The organism is Serratia sp. HNCC26DJ244, from assembly GCF_057180565.1.
This window is the reverse complement of record NZ_JBXUGO010000109.1, coordinates 1-561: the sequence shown is the minus strand read 5'-3', so window position 1 is coordinate 561 and position 561 is coordinate 1. Positions and strand designations below refer to the sequence as shown.

Genomic DNA, 561 nt, shown 5'->3' with positions numbered 1-561 from the left:
TTCGGGTTGTGAGGTTAAGCGACTAAGCGTACACGGTGGATGCCTAGGCAGTCAGAGGCGATGAAGGGCGTGCTAATCTGCGAAAAGTGTCGGTAAGGTGATATGAACCGTTACAACCGACAATACCCGAATGGGGAAACCCAGTGCAATTCGTTGCACTATCCTGTCATGAATACATAGTGGCAGGAGGCGAACCGGGGGAACTGAAACATCTCAGTACCCCGAGGAAAAGAAATCAACCGAGATTCCCCTAGTAGCGGCGAGCGAACGGGGAAGAGCCCAGAACCTGAATCAGTTTGTGTGTCAGTGGAAGCGTCTGGAAAGTCGCACAGTAAAGGGTGATAGTCCCGTACACGAAGATGCATGGATTGTGAGTTCGATGAGTAGGGCGGGACACGTGTTATCCTGTCTGAATATGGGGGGACCATCCTCCAAGGCTAAATACTCCTGACTGACCGATAGTGAACCAGTACCGTGAGGGAAAGGCGAAAAGAACCCCGGCGAGGGGAGTGAAATAGAACCTGAAACCGTGTACGTACAAGCAGTGGGAGCCTACTTGTT

At 51.7% G+C, this 561-nt stretch carries 1 rRNA gene; it reads left to right on the top strand.

Features of this window, described 5'->3' with window-relative positions:
* Positions 1-12: 12 nt before the first annotated feature.
* Positions 13-561: ribosomal RNA gene (locus AC2A06_RS18810) — 23S ribosomal RNA — on the top strand; the annotation flags it as partial.